Here is a 16467-nt window from a genome sequence, read left to right on the forward strand (position 1 = left end):
AATTTGATGGCTTTGGCGTGCAGCAAGCCTGTGCTGCGCGTTGCCGCAGCGGGAGCAAGCCCGGCAAAAAGCGGGCAGTGCCGGTGCCTGGTGCGCCCACAATACGCCGCTGTTGCGCCTGCGCTGTGCAGGCGCTTGGGGGCCACTGGGCGCAGTGGCCGCTTTGCTGTGGTGCTCCATGAACCTTTCTTCTTTTGTGCGCGCGCTGGTGCTGGGCCTGGCGGTGGCTTTGCCCATGGTGTTTCCGTTCACGCAGGCGCCGAATCCCAATTTCTGGCCGCTGATGGTGGCGTGGGGCTGTGGCTTGCTGGGGTTTGGCGTGCTGTGGTGGTGGCCTGCGTGGTGCGCGCGCTCGGCGCCGGGGGGGGCGGCTGAGGCGCTGGCCCCGGCGTTGTGGGCGTGCTGGGTGGCGGGCGGTTTGTTGTGGGGCGCACTGCTGGCGGCAGCGGCGGGGTTGTTGCAGTATTTTGATGGTGCACTGGGCTGGGCGCCGTGGGTGGCACCGTCGTCACCGGGGCTGGCCATGGGCAATGTGCGCCAGCGCAACCAGCAGGCGTCGCTGCTCAGCGTGGGCGTGTGGGCGCTGCTGTGGCTGCTGGCGCAGGCGCAGGCACGTTTGCCCGTGCGCTGGTCTGCCACGGACGCAGATACCGACAGGGCTGTAGATGTGGGCACGGGCACGGGCGCCGGTGCCATTGCAGGTGCAGGTGCAGGTGCAGGTGTGGATACCAGGGTGCCGCTGCCCGGGGCGGTGGGCCTGCTGGGGGTGTTTTCGGCCTGGGCGCTGGTGGCGTTGGCGCTGGCCAGCGCGGCCACGGCCTCGCGCACGGGGCTGTTGCAGTGGCTGGTGCTGGTGGCTTTGCTCTGGTGCTGGCGGGCGTCCATGGGGCGGTTGGCGCTGGTGCTGGCATTGGTGGGCGCGCTGGTGTACGGCGCAGCCGCCTGGCTGTTGCCGCAGCTGCTGTGGCAATGGACGGGGTTTCAGGCCGACGGGCTGCTGGGGCGTTTTACCGATGGCGGGCCTGCCTGCACCAGCCGGCGCGTGCTGTGGGCCAACGTGCTGCACCTGATTGCGCAAAAGCCCTGGTTGGGCTGGGGCTGGGGCGAGTTGGACTATGCCCACTACATCACGTTGTTTCCCGGGGAGCGCTTTTGCACGCTTCTGGACAACGCGCACAACCTGCCGCTGCACCTGGCCGTGGAGCTGGGGCTGCCGGTGGCGCTGGTGCTGTGCGGCGCGGCGGTGTGGGCGCTGTGGCGCGCGCAGCCCTGGCGCGAGGTCAACCCGGCGCGCCAGCTGGCCTGGGGCATGTTGGCGGTGGTGGGCATCCACAGCCTGCTGGAGTTTCCGCTGTGGTACGGGCCGTTTCAATGGATCACGGTGCTGGCACTGGCGTTGTTGCTGGTGCCGCAGTCGGGGTCGGAGCGCGCCGGGGCGCCAGGGGCAGGGTGGGCACGGCATTGGGCGCACGCGCTGGTGCTGCTGCGCAGGCCGGGGGCGCTGGCGGTGCAGGCGCTGGTGGTGGCGCTGTTGCTGGCCGGGGGGGGGTACGTCAGCGCCCAGTACCTGCGCCTGGCCCAGGTGTTTGTGCCGCCAGCGCAGCGCGCAGGTGCCTCCACTGAGGCGGTGCTGGCCCAGGTGGCCGGGACGCGGCTGTTTGCTGACCAGGTGGATTTTGTCGTGCTGACCACCACCCCGGTCACGCCCGCCACCGCTTCGCGCATCTACCCGCTGGCGCAGCAGGTGCTGCATTTCTCGCCAGAGCCCCGGGTGATCGAAGCGCTGATCGAGAGCGCCGCCCTGCTGGGCCACGACGCGGTGGTGGCGCAGCACCTGCACCGCTACCGTGCCGCTTTCCCCGCCGAGTTTGCGCGCTGGTCAGCGGCCAACCGGGCCATCGCTGCGGGCGCGCGCCCGGCGCCGTAAACAGCGTGCCGGGTGGGGCGCTGCCCTCAAGGCGCGGTAAAGCTGCCCGATTTGCCGCCGTGCTTTTCCAGCACGCGCACATCGTGGATGGACATGCCCCGGTCGGCGGCCTTGCACATGTCGTAGATGGTGAGCAGCGCCACCTGCACGGCGGTCAGGGCCTCCATCTCCACGCCGGTGGGGCCCACGGTTTCTACGGTAGCAGCACAAAATATGCCGCAAGCGCCCGGCTGGCGTGCGCTGGCAGCTTCAAATTCGATAGCAACACGGGTCAGGGCCAGCGGGTGGCACAGCGGAATCAGGTCGCTGGTTTTTTTGGCGGCCTGGATGCCCGCGATGCGCGCAATGCCCAGCACATCGCCCTTTTTGGCGTTGCCCGCTTCAATCAGCGCCAGGGTGGCGGGCAGCATTTCTATGCGCCCGCCCGCCACGGCAATGCGGTGGGTGGCGGCCTTGGCGGCCACATCGACCATATGGGCCTGGCCCTGGGCGTCAAAGTGGGTGAGTGCAGACATGGGGTGTAACCGAGTGATGCGGGTGGGGAACATTCAGGCAGCCGGGCATCATACGGTGATGCCACACCGCCCGCACCCCGCCACCGGCCCCGCCGCCGCCTGCCCCCTGGTCTGCACCGCCCCCGCCTGGCCCGCCTGGCGCAATGGGATCACCGGGCCTGCCTTGTCAGCTGTTTTAGCGCCTACTGTGCCACCCGCCGTGCCGCCCACCCCGGGCGCGCGCAGGTCGCAGCAACCCCGCCCATTATTCAAGCCAAAAATGCCTCTGGCGCTTGCTGGGCGTGCGCTGGCAGCTTCTGTTCTGATAGCAATCTGCGGTGCAGTTGGCACCTCGGCGATGGCCCAGCCGCGCCTGCCCACGCTGGGCGATGGCGGCGACCTGACCGCCGGGGCAGAGCGCCGCCTGGGCGACAGCATCATCCGCGAGCTGTACCGCGACCCCGACTACATCGACGACCCGGTGCTGGTCGAATATGTGCAGACGCAGTGGCTGGCGCTGTTGGCGGCGGCGCGTGCGCGCGGCGAGCTTTCGCCCGAGCTGGACGAGCGTTTTGCCTGGGAGGTGCTGCTGGGGCGCGACCGCTCGGTCAACGCCTTTGCGCTGCCCGGCGGCTACCTGGGCGTGCATCTGGGGCTGATCGGCGTGGTGGCCAGCCGCGACGAGCTGGCCTCGGTGCTGGCGCACGAACTCAGCCACGTCACGCAGCGCCACATCGCGCGGCTGATGGCCCAGCAAAGCCGACAAACCCCGCTGATGATCGGCGCCATGATTCTGGGCGCGCTGGCTGCCAGCAAAAGCCCCGATGCTGCACAGGCGCTGGCGATTGGCGGGCAGGCGCTGGTGGTGCAAAACCAGCTCAACTTCTCGCGCGACATGGAGCGCGAGGCCGACCGCGTTGGCTACAGCCTGATGGCGCCTGCCGGTTTTGCGCCGCAGGGCTTTGTCGGCATGTTTGACAAGCTGCAACAGGCCAACCGGCTCAACGACAACGGCTCCTGGCCCTACCTGCGCAGCCACCCGCTGACCACGCAGCGCATTGCCGACATGCAGTCGCGCCTGCCGCCCGGAGCCAGCACGCTCGCGCCCGCGCCTGCGCTGGAACACGCCATGGTGTCGGCGCGCGCGCGGGTGCTGTCGCGGCCCGGGGTGGATGTGCTGCGCCAATGGCAGGCCGAGCCGCGCAGCACGGGGTTTGCTGCGCAGCCCGCAGCGCGGCGTGCGGGCGCGTTGTATGCCGCCGCGCTGGCCGCCAGCCAGCTGCGTGACCACGCGGGCGCCCGTGCCCTGCTGGTGCCGTTGCAGGCCGTGGTGCAGGGCGACGCCCCGGCGCAGCGCCAGGTGCAGCTGCTGGCCGCCGAGCTGGCTTTGGCCGCAGGCGATGTGCAGGCCGCTCGCCAGGCCCTGTCCGCTGGGGGCGGTGCTGCCAGCCCGGATCGTCCCACGCTGTTGCTGCGCACCCAGGTGCTGCTGCGCGCGGGCCAGGCGCAAGACATGGCCGGGCCGCTGCAAACCTGGTTGGCTACGCACCCGCGCGACGCCGGTGCCTGGCAGCTGCTGGCCAGCGTGTGGCAAGCCCAAGGCCAGGTGCTGCGCAGCGTGCGCGCCGAAGCCGAGGCCCACGCTGCGCGCTACGACTACGCCGCCGCCGTGGACCGCTTCAAAGCCGGGCAGGATGTGGCGCGCAAGGGCAGCGCACCGGCAGATTTTGTGGAAGCCTCCATCATCGACACGCGCCTGCGCGCCGTCGAAGCCCTGGCGCGCGAACAAGCCCAACAGGCCGCCGAGCGTTGAACTGGGCCGCGCCGCCATCCACTTGCGCGGCCCAATAAAAAAAGGGGGCTTGCGCCCCCTTCGGTTTTTGGTACTGCGCCAGCGCCCAGTGCGCTGGCAGCAGGCAGCGCCCACTCAGTGTGCAGCCGTTTCGCCGCTGGCCGCGCGGCGCGCCAGAATCATCTTGCCTGCGGCCAACACCAGCAGCGCGCCTGCCACGTGCGAGGCCCAGTACATGGTGTCCGAGATCACGGCAATGCCCTTCTCATCCAGGCTGCCCCACTTGGGCATCCAGTCCACGATGGCGGGGTTGACGAAGGCCGGGTCAGTGACCAGCATGCCGCCAGCGATCCAGCCCAGCAGCATGCCGCCAAACGTAATGATCATCGGGAAGCGGTCCATCAGCTTGATGACCAGCTGGCTGCCCCAGACGATGATCGGGATGGAGATCAGCAGGCCCAGCACCACCAGCAGCATCTGGTGTTCGCCCGCGTTTTGCGCCGCACCGGCGATGGCGATCACGTTGTCCACGCTCATCACCAGGTCGGCCACGATGATGGTCTTGATGGCGGCAAACAGCTTGTCGCTGCCTTCGACGTTGCCGTGGCCTTCTTCATCGGGGGCCAGCAGCTTGACGCCAATCCACACCAGCAGCAGCGCGCCGACAAACTTCAGGAACGGCAGCGCCAGCAGCGTCATGGCAAACGCAATCAGGATCACGCGCAGGATGATGGCGCCAGCGGTGCCCCAGATGATGCCCTTGGTGCGCTGGGCGGGCGGCAGTTTGCGGCAGGCCAGGGCAATGACCACCGCGTTGTCGCCACCCAGCAGGATGTCGATGATGATGATCTGGCCTAGCGCAATCCAGAATTCGGGCGAAGACAAAAATTCCATAAGTTCCTCGGTATCAGTGGGCAAAAAGGACGGGCCGGTGGCCACTGTGGCACCGAGTCCGTCCAGGCGGTCAGGGCCTGCGATGGGCGGATCAAGGGCGTGCCGCAAGGGCTCAGGTTGCGCGGGGATGGCCTTGATCAGCCCACTGTGGGCCCATCAAAGGTCTTGCTCGGTGCGGCGCCCCGTGTGTGAGGCCGAACCCGGAAGCGCCGGAAGCAAAGCTTCGTATTGACGACGGTTCCGATCGGGAGCTACTCCCCTTCGAAGGCCCCGATTGGAGCACTGTCTGGGCGCTGGCACAAGCCCGCGCCCGATGTGGATACCACGTAGATCGGCCGCTGGGCTGGCGGCGGGTGCGTCCGGTCTGGCGTATCCTGCCCAGCCTTTGCAAACACCCCGCCCCGGCAGGCTTGGCACCCCATGAGCACCATCCACATCACCGACATCGAAGCGGCCATCAACCACTGGCGCGCGCGCAGCCCCTCGCCCGATGGCGTGGCGCTGGCGCCCCCGGTGCTGGCGCTGGCCGAGGTGTATGCCCGCATGGTCTATGCCCGCGCCCAGGCACTGGACGAGGCCGACCTGCCCGCGCCCGCCCTGGCCGCCTGGCTGGACTGGTACGCCACCACCCCCGACACCCCCTGCATTGCCATCTGCTCCACCAGCCAGGGCGATGACTGCTGCAAAGGCTGTGGCCGCAGTTTTGCCGAAGTGCAGCACTGGCTGGCCTACAGCCCGGCGCAAAAGCGCGCCGTCTGGCAGCGCATCACCCGCGAGGGCACGGCCTGGCGCTTCAACCGCTACGCCGAGCGGGCCGCAGAAAACGTGGCTGGCAATCCCTGATTTTTTAAGCCAAATCGGCCTGCAAGGCCCGACCAGAAAGCGCTATAAGCTATCAAATCAGGAGTATTTGAGGCCGCCTTGCACCGGCGCCGGGTGCGCGCGTGGCCTATTTCCAGCGCACGGCCTCGATGTGTACGCTGCCCAGGTTGCTGCTGAGCGTCAGGGCGCCCTCTTGCACCGTGGCTTGCAGCTGCATGCTGCGCTCGGCCAGGCGGGCCAGCTCTTGCGACGCCTCGGTGGGAATGCGCCAGACCTGCAACTTCTCCAGCCGCGAGAGCTTGGTTTCGATGCCTTTCCACCAGATTTCAGCGGCGTGGTTGAAGCAATAGACGATGACCGAATCGGCCTTGCTGCACGCTTTGGTCAGGGGCTTGTCTTCGGGCTGGCCCACTTCAATCCACACGCGCTTGCGCCCGGTGAAGTCGGTCAGCGAGGCGTCCGGGTCGTCCGGGTCGGACAGGCCCGCGCCAAAGGCCAGGGTGCCATCGCCGTGGCACAGGTCATTGAGCTGGTGCGCTGAAATAGCCAGCGCGGCCAGGCGCACCATCATGCGTTCGTCGGTCTCGCTGGGGTGGCGCGCCAGCGTCAGGGCGTGGTCGGCGTAGTAGCCGTGGTCGATGTCGGCGATTTGCAGGTTCGCCTTGAAGATGGTGGATTTGATGGCCATGGGCGTTCGCAGTAAAGGGTGTCAGGCAGAAAACGGCGGGCGCAGGCCCGGAAAAAGCAATGCCCTGGGGTTTCCAGGGCATCAAAAATGATAGCTGCTCGCGCTTACCAGGTAAGCGCCAGAGGCCAAAAAGGCTTGAAAGCCGATAGGCCCATCGCCCAGCCTAGACCCGGCGCGCCAGTTCAGCCGCCTTGCCGGTGTAGCTGCCGGGCGTCATGGCCAGCAGGCGCTCTTTTTCTGCCTCGGGAATGTCCAGGGCGCGGATCAGGCCGTGCAGCGCTTCGGCGGTGACGCTCTGGCCGCGCGTGACTTCCTTGAGCTTTTCGTAGGCGCCCTGCACGCCGTAGCGGCGCATCACGGTCTGGATGGGCTCGGCCAGCACTTCCCAGGCCGCGTCCAGGTCATCGGCCAGGGCGGTTTCGTTCAGTTCGAGCTTGTTCAGGCCCGTCAGCAGCGAGGTGTAGGCCAGCGCCGCGTAGCCCAGGGCCACGCCCATGTTGCGCAGCACCGTGCTGTCGGTCAGGTCGCGCTGCCAGCGCGAAATCGGCAGCTTCTCGGACAGGTGCTTGAGCAGCGCGTTGGCCAGGCCCAGGTTGCCCTCGGCGTTTTCAAAGTCGATGGGGTTGACCTTGTGCGGCATGGTGGACGAGCCAATCTCGCCCGCCTTCAGGCGCTGCTTGAAGTAGCCCAGGGAGACATAGCCCCAGATGTCGCGCGAGAGGTCGATGAGGATGGTGTTGGCGCGCGCCACGGCATCGAACAGCTCGGCCATGTAGTCGTGCGGCTCGATCTGGATGGAGTAGGGCTGGAACGTCAGGCCCAGGCCCATGGGCTCGGGCGTCTCGATCACGCGGCGCGAGAAGGCTTCCCAGTCAAACTCGGGCCAGGCCGAGAGGTGGGCGTTGTAGTTGCCCACGGCGCCGTTCATTTTGGCCATGATCTTCACGCCCGCGATGCGGTCTACGGCCGTTGTCAGGCGCGCCACCACGTTGGCCAGCTCTTTGCCCACGGTGGTGGGGCTGGCGGTCTGGCCGTGGGTGCGGCTGAGCATGGGCACGTCAGCGTGCAGGTGGGCCATTTCGCGCAGCTTGAGGATGATGCGGTCCAGGCCCGGCAAGACCACCTGATCGCGCCCGGAGCGCAATTGCAGCGCGTGGCTGGTGTTGTTGATGTCTTCGCTGGTGCAGGCGAAGTGGACAAATTCGGTGGCTTTTTCCAGCTCGGGCCGGGCCTCGAACTTGCTCTTGATCCAGTATTCGACGGCCTTGACGTCGTGGTTGGTGGTTTTTTCAAACTCTTTGATGGCGGCGCAATCGGCCTCGGAGAAGTTTTTCACCAAGCCCAGCAGGTAGGCGCGTGCGCCGGTGGTCAGGGGCTTGAATTCGGCAAAACCGGCGTCCGACAGCGCCATGAACCAGGCCACTTCCACTTGCACACGGCGGTGCATGTAGCCGTACTCGCTCATGATGGGGCGCAAGGTGGAGAGTTTGGCGGCGTAGCGGCCGTCCAGCGGCGACAGGGCAGTAAGGGTCGAGGGGCTCATGGGGCGCGATTGTAGGGCGCGCAGCACGCAGGTGCATAGCGCGGCGTCCACTCGATAGAATCGCCTGCTACGCCTTTGCAGCGCTTGCCCGCTTTTGTCAAAACACCATGAAACTGATCGGATCGACCACCAGCCCCTACGTGCGCAAAGTGCGCGTTGTCATGGCCGAAAAAAAGCTGGATTACCAGTTCGTGCTGGACGATGTCTGGGGCGATGGCGCCCGCGTTGCCGCCACCAATCCGCTGGGCAAAGTGCCTTGCCTGCTGATGGAGGGGGGCGAGGCGCTGTTTGATTCGCGCGTGATTGTGGAATACCTCGACACCCTCTCGCCCGTGGGCAAGCTGATTCCCCCGTCGGGCCGCGAGCGCGCCGAGATCAAGACCTGGGAGGCGCTGGCCGATGGCATGCTCGACGCGGCCATTCTGGTGCGCCTGGAAAACACCTTTGCGGGCCGCACACCGGCCCAGCGCTCGCAGGCCTGGATGGATCGCCAGATGGCCAAGGTCAATGCCAGCCTGATTGCCCTGGGCCACGGGTTGGGCGACCGGCCTTTTTACGGTGGCATCCACCTGGGGCTGGCCGACATTGCCGTGGGCTGTGCGCTGGGCTGGCTGGAGTTTCGCTTCCCTGACATCGCCTGGCGCACCGAGCACCCCAACCTGGCCAAGCTGATGGACAAGCTGGCGCTGCGCCCCAGCTTTGCCGATACCAAGCCTGTCGATGCGGCGGCTGTGCCAGCGCCTGCTGTGGTGCCCGCCACGCCCGCCTGAGCGCGCTTCAGGCGTTGGCGCGTGTTTTGAGCCAGCGCATCAGCGCACCGACCAGCGGAATTTTTTCATACAGCTCTTCGGCGGCATCCCAGTAATCGCGGTGCAGCAGGATGCGGCCTTGCGCGTCCAGCACCAGGTGCGTGGCGCCGCGCACGGTCTGGGTCACGTGGCGGTCAAAGCGCTGGAAGCGGAAGTGAAAATCCCAGGTCAGAAAGCACTGCGTGCCTTGCACCACGCGCTGCGTGACCACAAAGCGCGGTGCATCCAGCGCCACAAACATGTGCTCGAACACGCCGGTGATGGCGGCAACGCCCTGCACGTCCTGGAACGGGTCTTTGAAGCGGGCGTTGGCGGCATAGAGCTGCCCGATCTGCGGCAGGTTCTCGGGCCGCAGGTGCTCAAAAAACGCCACGATGGCCGTGACGGCCTCGTGGGGGTGCAGGGTGATGGCAGTGGTCATGGGGCAAAGCCTTTCACAGTCCGGTAAAGCGGCGCACCGCCGGAAAATACAGCCGGTAGGGCAGCAGGCGCAGCAGCTTCATCACCCGGGTAAAGCGCTTGGGAAAGTGGATGTCAAAGTCGCCGCGCTCCCAGCCTTGCACGATGGCGCTGGCGGCTTGCTCGGGCGAGATCAGCGCGGGCATGGAAAAGTCGTTTTGCGCCGTCAGCGGTGTGGCCACAAAGCCGGGGTTGACGATGCTCACGGCGATGCCTTCATGGTGCAAGTCCAGGTACAGCGCCTCGGCCAGGTGGATCAGCGCGGCCTTGGTCGGCCCGTAGGCCAGCCCCTGCGGCAACCCCCGAAACCCCGCCACGCTGCCCACCAGGCTGAGGTGGCCGGGCCGGCCCTGGCGTGCGGCGTCCAGAAAGGCGGGCAGCACGGCGCCTAGCACGTGCAGCGCGCCAGTGGTGTTGATCTGCTGGTGGCGCAGCGCATCGTCCAGGTCAAAGGTCTGGGCGCGCATGGCGTGGTAGTGGCCCGCGCAGTAGCACACCAAATCCAGCGGGCCCTGGGCCAGCAAGGTGGCGGCGCCAGCGGCTACGGCCTGGCGATCGGTGCTGTCCAGCGCCAGCGCCTGGCTGCCGGGGTGCTGGGCCACAAACGATTGCAGCGCGTCGGCGTTGCGCGCCGACACCACCACCTGTGCGCCGCGCGCGTGCAGTGCGGCAGCGGTGGCGCGGCCTATGCCGCTGGAGGCGCCCACCAGCCAGACGCGCTGGCCCGGCCAGTGGGTGATGCGAGGGTTCAATGCCATGGGGTGTGTACCGGTTCAGCGCTGGCAAGCAGTGCGGGCAGTCAGCGCTTGGTGAACGACAGCGTGACCTCGCCCAGGCGCAGGCCAAACTTGGTCATGGTGGCGCGGTTGAGCATCACGCGCTCGTCGATCAGCACCATCCAGTCGTCAAACTGCACCTCATAGACCTTGTCGTCCACGGGCAGTTGCAGGGTGTATTTCCAGCGGAAGGTGTTGCCTGCGGTGTGGCCCACGGCCTCGCCCACTACGTCGTCGGCGGTGCCGGTGATGCGGCCATCGGCGTGGCGCGTCAGGCGCCAGATGCGCCGCCCGGTGGTACCGTCCGAGTAGCTGAAGGCCTCGTCGAGCACACCCTGGTTGCCCTGCCACTGGCAGTCCATGACCACGGTAAAACGCTTGACGATGCGGCCACTGCGGTCCTGGAACATGCCGTGGGCATCGACGGTGCCGTTGAAATATTGGGCCAGATCGAGGGTGGGCGTCTGGCTGGCGTAGTCGCCCACCTGCGGACTGGCGCAGCCGATGAGGCTGGCGCTGCTGGCCACGGCAGCGCTGAGAACAAGGCGTCGTTGCATGGGGAGTTACCTTTCAGAAAAGGGCGCAGGGTGCGCAAAACTTGCGGGGCTTGCGGGGCTTGCGGGGCTTGCGGGGCTTGCGGGGTGCGCCGCTGGGGCGGGCTGGCCCGCACCCGCAGCGGCAGGCCGCACGATGAGGCCATACAGCGCCGCTGCCGCCAGCAGCTTGAGGGCGCAGGGCAGCACGGCATAGGCCAGGGCCAGGGTGCGCAGGGCTTCTGGGTCGCGTGTGCCGGGCGTGTAGCCCAGGGCATCGAGCAGCGGCAGCGCCAGGCCTGCGGCCAGCGCCAGGTTGAGTTTGCTGGCGAAGTTCCACCAGCCAAAGTAGGCGCCTTCGTGGCGGCCCGCGTCACCGGCCTGGGCGATCACGCCCGCCAGCAGCGCGCCGGGCAGCGCCAGATCGGTGCCCAGCGCCACGCCCGAGAGCGCGCACACCGCAATAAACGCCGCCACATCGCCCGCGCCCAGCGTGGCCGTCCAGCCAAACACGGCCACCGCCAGCAGCATGCCCGCCAGCCAGCTGCGCGCCAGCCCCCAGCGCGCCACCGCGCGCAGCCACAGCGGTATCGACAGCGCAGCGCACAAAAAATACGTGCCCAGAAACAGCGGCTCTTGCGCGGGCGTGGCGCGCAGCCGATCCTGGATGAAAAACAGCACCAGCGTGGCTGGCACCGCACTGGCAATGCCGCTGACCATGAACACCGCCAGCAGGCGCCGGAACGCTGTGCTGTGCCAGGGGTGCCACAGGCTGGCCGGGGGCGGCGGTGCAGGCGAGGTGGTCGGTGCGGCGCTGGGCGCAGGTGCGCGCGTCCAGGCCAGCCAGCCCAGTGCCAGCGCGGCGCTGAACACCGCCAGCATCACCGGCAGTCCGGCCAGCGCAGGCAGCACCGAGGCCAGCACCACGCCGACCAGCGCGCAGCCCTCGCGCCAGGCCACGGTGCGGCTGCGTTGCAGCTCGTTGCCGCCCAGCCGTGCGCCCCAGGATTGGTGGGCAATGCCCAGCAGGCTGTAGGCGGTGTAGGTCAGCAGCAGCGCCAGCGCCGCCCAGACCAGCAGGCGCTGCGGCTGGCGGGGCAGGTCGGCGCTGAAGCGTTCGGGCACGAACAGTGCCGCCAGCCCCAGCACCAGCGCCAGTGCTGCCAGCGCCCCCGCTGTCCAGACGGCGCGCAGCGAGTGGGCAAACAGCCGGTCGCTAAAGCGGCCCAGCAGCGGGTCGATAGCGGCGTCCAGCAGGCGCGCGCCCAGCAGCAGCGCGCCCAGCGTGGCCAGCGGCATGGCGTAGGCCTGGGCGTAGTGGTGGGGCAAGAGCACGTACAGCGGCAGCGCCACAAAGGCCAGCGGCAAGCCCAGCAGGCCATAGGCCAGGCCTTGGCGGGCCGTCAGGGGCTGCTGGCTGTTCGTCATGGTGCGGGCAGGGCCAGCAGCGCCTGGCGCAGCTGTGGCTCGGAGGTGCGCGGCGACAGCCAGATGCCGAAAAACAGCCGGGCAAATTCGGCATCGGCCACCTCGCCCACGGTGCGCCCCTGCATCTGGAACACTGCCCCCGCGCCGGGGCGGTACAGGCCCATGAGCCGGTCGCCGGGCTGCACGTCGGGCAGGGTCGCTTGCAGTGCCTGTTGCCAGCGCGCGCCCTGCTCGGGTGAGAAGTTGCCCACGCGGCGCATTTCTTCGATGGAGCGCTGCGCAATGGCCTGCGCCGTGAACGCGCGCTGGTAGGTCAGCTCCAGCGCCAGCGGCAGGGCGGCGTAGTCCTGCGCGGCAAAGCCGGGGCTGACCCACAGGCGCGCCTCGTAAATGGCCAGGCCCCAAAAGCGCAGCACGCCCTGGCCGCGCCCCTGCAACCCGGCCATGGGCGCCGGGGCGTCTGCGGCTGCCGCGGTGCCTGCGGAGGTGGTGGTGGGCACGGCAGCAGCAGACGCCACAGCGGCGCCAGAATATAGGTAAAAAGTGGCTGCAACGCCCGCCAGCAGGGCGCGGACAGCTATCATTTCGATATTCATTCGCGCTCCAGGGTGTACTGCACCAGGTTGATGTTGCCCATGGTGAAAGCCGCTTCGCAGTACGCCAGGTAAAACTCCCAGATGTGCAAAAAGCGCTGGTCAAAGCCTTGTTGCAGGATGTGGGTGCGCTGGGCCACAAAGCGCTCGTGCCAGCGCCGCAGCGTCTCGGCGTAATCCAGACCAAAGGCCAATTCATCGACCACGCGCAGCCCGGCGGCCTGGGCCTGGCGGCGGAACTCGCGCGGGCAGGGCAGGCAGCCGCCGGGGAAGATGTACTGCTGGATGAAGTCGGTGGAGCGGGTGTAGCGGTCAAACAACGCGTCGTCGATGACGATGCTCTGGATGCAGGCGCGCCCGCCGGGTTTGAGCAGCCGCTGCACGCTCTGGAAGTAGGTGGGCCAGTATTCCTGCCCCACGGCCTCGATCATCTCGATGGAGCAGATGGCGTCGTAGGGGCCGTCGTCGATGTCGCGGTAGTCCTGCAAACGCAGGTCGGCTTGGCTGCCCACGCCCAGGCGCTCCATGCGCTGGCGGGCAAAGTCCAGCTGCTCGGTCGAGAGCGTCACGCCGGTGAGCGTGGCACCGAACTCGGTGGTGGCCATCTCGGCCAGCGCGCCCCAGCCGCAGCCGATCTCCAGCACGCGGCTGCCCGGCGCCACGCCCGCCAGGGTCAGTGCCCGGCGCACCTTGGCGTGCTGGGCGGCGCTCAGGTCGCCGTCCAGGCGGCCCTCAAACCAGGCGGACGAGTAGTTCATGGTCTCGTCCAGCCACAGTGCGTAAAAGGCGTTGCCCAGGTCGTAGTGGGCGTGGATGTTTTTCTGGCTGTTGGCGCGCGTGTTGCGGTGCAGCAGATGCTTGAGGCGGTACAGCAGCCGCCCGGCCCAGGTGCCATAGACCATGCCCTCGATGGCCTGGCGGTTGGCAATCAACAGCTTGAGCAGCTCGGCCAGGTGCGGGGTGGTCCAGTCGCCCGCGATGTAGCTCTCGGCAAAGCCGATGTCGCCGGACTTGAGCGCTGCGGCAAAGACGTTCCAGTTTTTCAGGGTGATGGCGGCCACGGTGCCGCCGCCGGGGCCAAAGTGCTGCACGCTGCCGTCGGGCAACTGCACTGTGAGCGCGCCGTGTTGCAGGCGCGCGAGCAGGCGCAGGGCGGTGCGGGCGCTGGCGGGGATGTTGGCGGGCAGGCGGGCCGGGGCCAGGGCGCTGGCCGCGCGGGGGGCGGTGGTGGTGTTCATGGCGGTGCGGTCGGTGAAGTGGCGGGCAATGGGGTGGGCGTGGCAGGCTGCGACGCTGTGGGCCAGGTTGCTGGCGCGCGGGACGTGGCGGCTGAGGCTGTGGGCAACGTGGTGGGCGATACCGCAGGCGCCGCGCCGCCACGCGTCACGCTGCTGGCCGGCGGCACGGGCAGGGAGCGAAATCCCACCCGCTTGGCCCACAGGTGCAGGGCATGCCAGTGGATGCGGGCGATGGTGGCCAGCGTCATGGCCGGGTAGCCCCACAGAGCGCGGCGCAGGTTCTGGCGGGTGATGGGCGCCAAGGTGCCGCTGACGCTGGTTTGCAGCAAGACACCCTGGTCGTCGTGGTGGTCTATGCGCACCACGGTGTGCGCCTGTCCGCCGCGCTCCGTGCGCATAAAGCGAAAGCGGTAGCTGCCCGCCACATCGCAAAACGGCGAGACGTGGAACACCTTGTCGGCGTGCAGTTCGGCGCCGTAGCGCGGCGCGTCCAGCAGGTAGCAGTGGCGCTGGCCAAAGGTGTTGTTGACCTCGGCCACGATGGCGCGCAGGCTGCCATCCGCGCGGTGGCAGTACCAGAAGCTCACGGGCTTGAAGGTGTAACCCAGCACGCGTGGGTAGCAATGCAGCCAGGCCTCGCCCGTGGCGTCGGTGATGCCGTGGGCGTGCAGCAGGCCATCGAGCCAGGCCAGCGCACCGCCCTCTGCGGCGCTGCGCCCATCGCCGTGGTCGGTGTCGTGAAAGCTGATGGCCCCCGCGCAGTTCAGCGCCAGGGGCAGCGCTGCCCGGGGCTGGGCTTGCAGCGTGCGCATGGGCAGCAGCAAGAAAAACGTGCGGTAGGCAAAGGCGTGGTGCGCTGGGCGCAGGCGGGTGTGGCGCACCTGGCCGAAGCCGATCAGCGGCGCAGCCGGGGCAGCCACCGCTGGTGCCACCGCAGCCAGCGGGGTCGCAGCGGTCAGCGCAGCCGGTGTGGCCGGGCCAATGGCGGATGCCGCAGGGCGGCCAGGGCGGTGCGCGGTCATGGCTCAGGCCGCCTGCGCCTGGGGCGCGCGTTGCAGGGCCAGCAACTGGTCGGCTACGGCCAAGCCCGAGCGCAGGCCGTCTTCATGGAAGCCGTAGCCCGTCCAGGCGCCGCAGAACCAGGTGTGCTGGCGGCCTTGCAGTTGTGGCACATGGCCTTGGGCGCGGATGGCAGCCATGTCAAACACCGGGTGGGCGTAGTCGTAGCTGCCCAGCACGCGCTGGGGCGCGATCTCGCGCACGGGGTTCAGCGATACCAGCACCGGCTGGGTGAATGGCAGCGGCTGCAACTGGTTGAGCAGGTAGTGCAGGCACACGCGGGCGCTTTCGCGGTCGGTGTGCGGGGCGCGTTCGTAGTTCCAGGCGGCCCAGGCGGCACGCCGCTGGGGCAGCACGCTGGTGTCGGTGTGCAGCACAGCGCGGTTTTGCTGGTAGCGGATGGCGCCCAGCACGGCGCGTTCTTCGGCGCTGGGCTGGGCCAGCAGGGCCAGCGCCTGGTCGCTGTGCACGGCCAGCACGACCTGGTCAAAGTGCTCGTCGTGGCCGTCGGTGAGCACACGCACGCCGCTGGCGCTGCGTTCAATGCGCCGCACGGGGGTGGACAGGCGCTTGTCGGCCACACCGGCCAGGATTTTGTCCACGTACTGGCGCGCGCCCCCGGCCACTGTCCACCACTGCGGGCGGTCGCTCACTTGCAGCAGGCCGTGGTTGTGGCAAAACCGCACCATGGTGGCCACCGGAAAGCGCAGCATCTGGTCGGTGGGGCAGCTCCAGATGCAGCCCAGCATGGGCAAAAAATACCAGTCGCGGAAGGCGGTGCCAAAGCGGTGCTGGTTGAGAAAGTCGCCCAGCGGCTGCACCAGGGCCGACTCCGCCCCGGCCTGCGCCAGCTGCGTACACAGCCGGTTAAAGCGCAGCAGGTCGCGCAGCATGCCCCAAAAGCGCGGGCTGACCAGGTTATTGCGCTGGGCAAACACGCTGGCCAGGCTGGAGCCGCTCCACTCCAGCGCGTTGCCGCCGCGCGCATCGGGCACCTGCACCGAGAACGACATGTCCGATTGGGCCGTGGGCACGCCCAACTCGGCCAGCAGGGCAATCAGCTGCGGGTAGGTGCGCTCGTTGAACACCAGAAAGCCTGTGTCCACGCCATGCGTGACCGGCTGGCCCTGCACGGTGGGCAAGGTGACATCCACGGTGTGGGTGTGGCCGCCAAAGTAGTCACCTGCCTCCAGCAGCGTGACCTGGGCTTGACTGCGCAGGCGGTGGGCCACCGCCAGGCCAGAGATGCCTGAGCCGACAACAGCGACCCTCATGGCCGCACACCACCGACCTGGGCCGGGAAGAAAAAAGTTGCGAAGCGCCCCCGAGCGAATAAGTGAGGGAGGGAGGAGAAGCGCTCCGGGATTGCAGACAGAACCCGCAGGTCTGAAAGGCTTCGCAACGGTAATGGG

Annotated in this window: 15 protein-coding genes and 1 pseudogene; 4 read left to right on the top strand and 12 right to left on the bottom strand. The window is 68.1% G+C overall.

Annotation, left to right across the window (positions count from 1 at the left end; genetic code table 11):
• Positions 1–178: 178 nt before the first annotated feature.
• The gene (locus PHX69_RS04080; RefSeq protein WP_288042485.1) at positions 179–1927 is read left to right on the top strand and encodes an O-antigen ligase family protein; all 1749 of its coding nucleotides are present in this window, start codon (positions 179–181) and stop codon (positions 1925–1927) included.
• Between the two features lie 26 nt (positions 1928–1953).
• Here the strand turns inward: PHX69_RS04080 and moaC are convergent, their stop codons facing one another.
• Positions 1954–2442 (bottom strand): cyclic pyranopterin monophosphate synthase MoaC, encoded by a 489-nt coding sequence (gene moaC / locus PHX69_RS04085; protein ID WP_119013940.1) that lies wholly within the window; start codon positions 2440–2442, stop codon positions 1954–1956.
• Positions 2443–2701: 259 nt separating this feature from the next.
• Between moaC and PHX69_RS04090 the strand changes: the two genes are divergently transcribed.
• Positions 2702–4234 (top strand): M48 family metalloprotease, encoded by a 1533-nt coding sequence (locus PHX69_RS04090; protein ID WP_502958469.1) that lies wholly within the window; start codon positions 2702–2704, stop codon positions 4232–4234.
• Between the two features lie 114 nt (positions 4235–4348).
• Here the strand turns inward: PHX69_RS04090 and PHX69_RS04095 are convergent, their stop codons facing one another.
• Positions 4349–5107, bottom strand: coding sequence for a TerC family protein (locus tag PHX69_RS04095; RefSeq protein ID WP_288042487.1), 759 nt, complete (start codon positions 5105–5107; stop codon positions 4349–4351).
• A gap of 420 nt (positions 5108–5527) precedes the next feature.
• Between PHX69_RS04095 and PHX69_RS04100 the strand changes: the two genes are divergently transcribed.
• Positions 5528–5950 carry a DUF3717 domain-containing protein gene (locus tag PHX69_RS04100; RefSeq protein WP_119013943.1) on the top strand — a complete coding sequence of 141 codons (423 nt, stop codon included), beginning with the start codon at positions 5528–5530 and terminating at the stop codon, positions 5948–5950.
• 106 nt (positions 5951–6056) lie between these two features.
• Here the strand turns inward: PHX69_RS04100 and PHX69_RS04105 are convergent, their stop codons facing one another.
• Together PHX69_RS04105 and purB are read right to left on the bottom strand one after the other, a co-directional pair.
• Positions 6057–6617, bottom strand: coding sequence for a YaeQ family protein (locus PHX69_RS04105; protein ID WP_288042488.1), 561 nt, complete (start codon positions 6615–6617; stop codon positions 6057–6059).
• 163 nt (positions 6618–6780) lie between these two features.
• On the bottom strand, positions 6781–8160 hold the full coding sequence (gene purB, locus PHX69_RS04110; RefSeq protein WP_119013986.1) for an adenylosuccinate lyase: 1380 nt from the start codon (positions 8158–8160) through the stop codon (positions 6781–6783).
• A gap of 107 nt (positions 8161–8267) precedes the next feature.
• Here purB and PHX69_RS04115 point away from each other — a divergent pair, with 107 nt between their 5' ends.
• Complete coding sequence (locus PHX69_RS04115; RefSeq protein WP_119013945.1) at positions 8268–8930, top strand: glutathione S-transferase N-terminal domain-containing protein; 663 nt, start codon at positions 8268–8270, stop codon at positions 8928–8930.
• 7 nt (positions 8931–8937) lie between these two features.
• On the opposite strand, the gene PHX69_RS04120 is transcribed toward PHX69_RS04115, so the two are convergent.
• The 8 genes and pseudogenes from PHX69_RS04120 to PHX69_RS04155 all read right to left on the bottom strand — a co-directional run bounded on the left by PHX69_RS04120 (position 8938) and on the right by PHX69_RS04155 (position 16329).
• Positions 8938–9390, bottom strand: coding sequence for a nuclear transport factor 2 family protein (locus tag PHX69_RS04120; protein ID WP_288042490.1), 453 nt, complete (start codon positions 9388–9390; stop codon positions 8938–8940).
• Between the two features lie 13 nt (positions 9391–9403).
• Entirely contained in the window at positions 9404–10186 is a 783-nt protein-coding gene (locus PHX69_RS04125) for an SDR family NAD(P)-dependent oxidoreductase (RefSeq protein WP_119013947.1), read from the bottom strand.
• A gap of 41 nt (positions 10187–10227) precedes the next feature.
• On the bottom strand, positions 10228–10761 hold the full coding sequence (locus PHX69_RS04130; RefSeq protein WP_288042491.1) for a DUF3833 domain-containing protein: 534 nt from the start codon (positions 10759–10761) through the stop codon (positions 10228–10230).
• Between the two features lie 6 nt (positions 10762–10767).
• Positions 10768–12165: an MFS transporter gene (locus PHX69_RS04135; protein WP_288042492.1), complete on the bottom strand. Its 1398-nt coding sequence runs from the start codon at positions 12163–12165 to the stop codon at positions 10768–10770.
• Complete coding sequence (locus PHX69_RS04140) at positions 12162–12761, bottom strand: chalcone isomerase family protein (protein WP_502958470.1); 600 nt, start codon at positions 12759–12761, stop codon at positions 12162–12164. Before PHX69_RS04140 ends, PHX69_RS04135 begins: the two co-directional genes overlap by 4 nt.
• A complete protein-coding gene (locus tag PHX69_RS04145; RefSeq protein WP_288042494.1) occupies positions 12758–13996 on the bottom strand; it encodes an SAM-dependent methyltransferase in 1239 nt (412 codons plus the stop codon). Before PHX69_RS04145 ends, PHX69_RS04140 begins: the two co-directional genes overlap by 4 nt.
• A gap of 140 nt (positions 13997–14136) precedes the next feature.
• A pseudogene (locus PHX69_RS04150) lies at positions 14137–14928 on the bottom strand (DUF1365 domain-containing protein); the annotation flags it as partial.
• 93 nt (positions 14929–15021) lie between these two features.
• Positions 15022–16329, bottom strand: a complete 1308-nt coding sequence (locus tag PHX69_RS04155) for an NAD(P)/FAD-dependent oxidoreductase (protein WP_288042496.1) — start codon at positions 16327–16329, stop codon at positions 15022–15024.
• Positions 16330–16467: the final 138 nt, after the last annotated feature.

It is taken from the genome of Simplicispira sp. (assembly GCF_028687295.1).
Lineage (GTDB): Bacteria > Pseudomonadota > Gammaproteobacteria > Burkholderiales > Burkholderiaceae_C > Simplicispira > Simplicispira metamorpha.